4 protein-coding genes are annotated in these 4,113 nt (G+C 76.3%); 1 reads left to right on the forward strand and 3 read right to left on the reverse strand.

Annotated elements, in window-relative coordinates:
• Positions 1-311: 311 nt before the first annotated feature.
• Both ICW40_RS04060 and ICW40_RS04065 read right to left on the reverse strand, forming a co-directional pair.
• Positions 312-848: a DUF1990 family protein gene (locus ICW40_RS04060; RefSeq protein WP_221652552.1), complete on the reverse strand. Its 537-nt coding sequence runs from the start codon at positions 846-848 to the stop codon at positions 312-314.
• Between the two features lie 69 nt (positions 849-917).
• Positions 918-2,063, reverse strand: coding sequence for a GNAT family N-acetyltransferase (locus tag ICW40_RS04065; protein WP_221652553.1), 1,146 nt, complete (start codon positions 2,061-2,063; stop codon positions 918-920).
• 190 nt (positions 2,064-2,253) lie between these two features.
• Between ICW40_RS04065 and ICW40_RS04070 the strand changes: the two genes are divergently transcribed.
• The gene (locus tag ICW40_RS04070; RefSeq protein ID WP_221652554.1) at positions 2,254-3,030 is read left to right on the forward strand and encodes a hypothetical protein; all 777 of its coding nucleotides are present in this window, start codon (positions 2,254-2,256) and stop codon (positions 3,028-3,030) included.
• Here ICW40_RS04070 and ICW40_RS04075 read toward each other — a convergent pair.
• The gene (locus tag ICW40_RS04075) at positions 3,027-3,896 is read right to left on the reverse strand and encodes an LLM class flavin-dependent oxidoreductase (protein WP_221652555.1); all 870 of its coding nucleotides are present in this window, start codon (positions 3,894-3,896) and stop codon (positions 3,027-3,029) included. The two genes, ICW40_RS04070 and ICW40_RS04075, sit on opposite strands and share 4 nt — an antisense overlap.
• Positions 3,897-4,113 lie beyond the last annotated feature (217 nt).

A 4,113-nucleotide genomic window follows, 5' to 3' on the forward strand; every position in this document is an offset into this window, starting at 1 on the left:
GGTGGTCCTGTGACGTCCCGCCGTCCCCACCGGCCTCACCGGTCACGTGCGCCGCACATCTTGGGGTGCAGGCTGGTGCTCCTCGCGTTCCCATGCGGGCGCCCGTGCCGGAGTCGCTGGTGGATCGGGCTCGCGGGCGCCGTGGCATGTGCCGCCGGTGCACCCCAGGATGTGCGGCGCGCGGTGCTGCTGTGACCGGTGGTGGTCCTGTGACGTCCCGCCGTCCCCACCGTCCTCACCGGTCCCGTGCGCCGCACGTCCCGGGGTGCGGTCGGGCCGGCGTGCGGTCGGGTGGTCGAGGGCTGGTGCGGTCAGGGCACGCGGACGGCGAGGTAGCGGCGGGTGATCGCGCGCTGGACGGCGACGGTGACCGGGCCGCCCAGCACCGAGTACCAGCGGACCGAGCGCCAGAAGGCGCGGACCTCGAACCAGACGCCCCCGTCCGGCTCGATGCTCACGACGAACGACTCCTCGCCCCGCTCGGGGTGGCCGGCGCGGGTCCCGTAGGCGAAGCCGCGGCGGTCCGGCTCGTCGACGACGGCCACGACCCGGTCCGGCGCCCGGACCAGCAGCGGCCCGATCGGCAGCGCGACCTCGACGTCGACGCCGGGCGCCGCACGCGGCGCGTCGGTCGTGACCACGAGACCGGCACGCCGGTGCATCTCGAACGTCAGGACGGCCTCCGCGTGCCGCTCGAACAGCTCGCGCCCGGTCCCGAGCCGGAGGCGCTCACGCGTGTGGTGGTAGCCGGCGGGCATCGTCTCCGCGAGCGAGGCGCCGACCTCGGTGTACGTCAGGCCTCGCCGCAGGGCGTCCCCCTCGTGCCCCGCGCGCGGCCCGGTCCCCATGCGTCGAGCCTACGGACGTCCCCGTGACCGGGCCCGGCGGGCCTTGTGCGCGGACCCGACGTCGAGCGCTCAGGCCAGCCGGCGCTGCCAGCCCGCGTTGACGCCGCGTCGCCGGAAGCCGAGCGCCACGTTGATGCCGAGCATGAAGGCGTTCTCCTCGGCGTTCCACGTGTGCACGCGCCGCGCCGTCGGCCGGTGGTCCGCGAGGTGCCGCAGCATCGCGACCTTCATGACCATGCCCAGGCGCCGGCCGCGGTGCTCCCGCAGCACGAGCGTGTCCTCCTGGTGGACGACGTCGCGCTGGTCGAGCGGGAGCTTGACGAGCGTGAACCCGGCGAGCGTCCCCGTCGGCACGTGCTCGGCGGCGATGGTGACCGCGCCGAAGCGCGCGGCCGCGTTGTCCGCCTCGAACGACCGCACGCGCTCGGGCGACCACGGGTCCTCGTCGATCTCGAGGCCGGCCACGGGGACGTCGGTGCTCATGCGTGTGTAGAGGTGCGCGACCTGGTCCAGCCACGCGTCCGGCGTGCGGTCGGTCCACACGTGCCGCCGGTAGTCGGCGCCGGCGCGCTCGCGGGCCTCGGACTCGAGGCGCTCGAGCAGCCCCGGCTCCACGGGCAGCTCGAGCACGCTGTAGCGCTCGGCCTGCTCGAGCACGTACCCGCGGCGCAGCGCGAAGGTCGCCGCAGGGTCGTCGGCGGCGATGCGGCCGCTCCCGGTCGGGGGCTCGAGGGCCGCGGCGCCGGCGGGCGGCTCGCCGGTGTGGTCCGTGTAGACGATCGCCGTCCGCCGGCCGTGCTCGAGGGCCAGCTGCTCCGCGGCCGCGACGAGGGCGGACCCGGCGCCGTGGCGGCGCTCGGCCGGCCGGACGAGGACCTCGAGGAAGGCCGTGCCCGTCGTGCCCTCGCGGGGCATCGAGATCGCGGCGGTGCCTGCGACGTCGTCGGGCGAGGTCGGCACGGCGGTGCCGCGCACGACGGCGAGCTCGATGCGGGTCGAGAACTGCTGGTTGCGCAGGTAGGTCAGGCAGTGCTGCGGCGTGTAGGCGAGGTCGTCGTAGCCCCAGTGGTCGCGCTCGACCTGCGTCGAGATGTCGGCGACGGCGCGGACCCCCCAGGCGTCCGCGGCGTCGAGGGACTCGGGGACGGGCACGCGGTGGACCGTCCAGACGTCGTCGGCGACCGTCGTCGCCCCTGCTCCTGTGCGGCGGTGCATCACCTCACCGTCCTCCGCCGCGCCGCGGCGTGCACGGCTTTTCCGGACCCGCGACGCGTCCTGCGCGCCGTCCGGGGCCGTCGTCGCACGGCCGTCGCGCGGGATGAACGACGCGTGCACGCCTCGCGCGGCGGTGCCATGCTCGACCAGGCGCCCGGACGGCGTCGCCCCGCACGAGCGTGGAGGACCCATGGCAAGGCAGCGCGTGCTCGTCGACATGCTGATCGCGGCCGCCCCGGACGACGTGTGGACCGCGCTGCGCGACCCGGAGGTCGTCGGGCGCTGGTTCGGCTGGGACTACGAGGGGCTCGACGCGGAGATCCGGCTGATCTTCGGCGACGCCGTGACGGCCGACGACGCCGCTCGCACGCTCTCCTGGCCCGACGGCGACCGCTTCGAGCTCGAGGCCGAGGGCGACGGCACCCGGCTGCGCGTCGCGCGTACGCACCACGACGAGTTCGACGGCGCGTACGACCCGGTGGACGAGGGCTGGATCACGTTCGCCCAGCAGCTGCGGTTCGCCCTGGAGCGCCACCCCGGTCAGGAGCGGCGGACGGTCTCCGTGCACGGTCTCGGCCTCGGGCCGCATGAGGCGCCGCTGCTCAGCGAGCTGGGCCTGCGGATGCTCGGCGACGACCCGGTCGGCAACGCGTACGAGGTGCAGCGCGCGGACGGGTCGACGTTCACGGGCGAGGTGTTCTTCCAGACGGACCTGCAGATCGGGCTCACCGTGGCCGACGAGGGCGACGCGCTGCTCGTCGTCGCGCGCACGCCGCCGTCGGCCGCGCCGCCGGACGGCGAGGTCATGCTCGTGCTGAGCGTCTACGACGTCGACGAGGAGCGGCTCGCGGAGGTCGAGCGGCGCTGGACGGCGTGGTGGTCGGGCCCCGAGGAGGCCGACCACGCGGACGGCGCCGACGCGAGCGAGGGCGCGAGCGCCGGCACGGGGGACGCGAGCCGGCACTAGGGCCCCGCGAGGATCCGCTCGCGCATGCGCGCGGCAGGCAGCGGGTCGCCCGCCGACCAGCCGTAGCGCCAGGGGATGACGTTCTCCTGCCACCAGGTGCCGCCCGCCTCGGCGTGCGGGGCGGCGGCGTCCACCGCGCCGCCCGGCGGGCTCTCCCCGGGCACGACGAGGTCGAACGGTCCGGCCGACGGCTCCCGGTGCCGCGCGACGTACGCGTGCACGTCGCGCGTGTCCCGGGGCGTCCACGCCCCCTCGACACGCATGGGCACGACACCGTCCCACCGCGCCGCCCGCCGGAACGGGCGCGTCCCGGGCCACGTCCCGGCGACCCACACCGGGATGCGCGGTCGCTGCACCGGCGGCGGGTACGCGACGGCCGCCCACGGTGGAGCACCCTCGTCCGGCCCGACCCGGTAGTGCTCGCCGCGGTGCACCACCGGCTCGCCGGTCCACAGCCGTGCGAGGAGCTCGAGGTGCTCGTCGAGCATGCGCCCGCGCGCCGGCAGGTCCGGCTCCTCGCCCAGGTAGTCCCACTCGAACGGGAAGCCCCCCATCCCGACGCCGAGCACCGCGCGCCCGCCGCTCAGCCGGTCGAGCGTCACCGTCTCGCGCGCGAGCTTGACCGGACGACGCCGGGGCAGCGGCGTGACCAGCGTCCCGAGGCGGATCCGTGAGGTCCGGTCGGCCGCGACCGCGAGCGCCATCCACGGGTCGACGACGTCGATCGGGCCGTCGTCGAACGCGAACAGGTGGTCCCAGACGAAGAACCCGTCCCACCCGGCCGCCTCGGCATCGGCCGCCCAGCCCGCGAGCACGCCGGCGTCGACCCCGGGGCCGAAGTTCGCGACCGTCACGCAGTAGCGCATGCGAGCACCGTCCCACCGACCCCCGACACGCGCGCGCCGCGGCCCGTCAGGCGCCGTCGTCGTCGGCGAGCGCGGCGGCGACGCGGGCCTCCAGGTGGCGGCGCTCGACGTCGCTGCGCACGAGCTCGAGCGCGCGGGCGAAGGCCTGCGCGGCCTCCTCGCGCCGGCCGAGGCGCAGGAGCAGCTCGCCGCGGACGGCCGGCGGGCGGTGGTGGTG

The organism is Actinotalea ferrariae, from assembly GCF_019733465.1.
GTDB lineage: Bacteria > Actinomycetota > Actinomycetes > Actinomycetales > Cellulomonadaceae > Actinotalea > Actinotalea ferrariae_A.

Coding starts and splice junctions, on each gene's coding strand:
- ICW40_RS04075 (WP_221652555.1), bottom strand. CDS start 3,896: ATGCGCTACTGCGTGACGGTCGCGAACTTCGGCCCCGGGGTCGACGCC.
- ICW40_RS04065 (WP_221652553.1), bottom strand. CDS start 2,063: ATGCACCGCCGCACAGGAGCAGGGGCGACGACGGTCGCCGACGACGTC.
- ICW40_RS04070 (WP_221652554.1), top strand. CDS start 2,254: ATGGCAAGGCAGCGCGTGCTCGTCGACATGCTGATCGCGGCCGCCCCG.
- ICW40_RS04060 (WP_221652552.1), bottom strand. CDS start 848: ATGGGGACCGGGCCGCGCGCGGGGCACGAGGGGGACGCCCTGCGGCGA.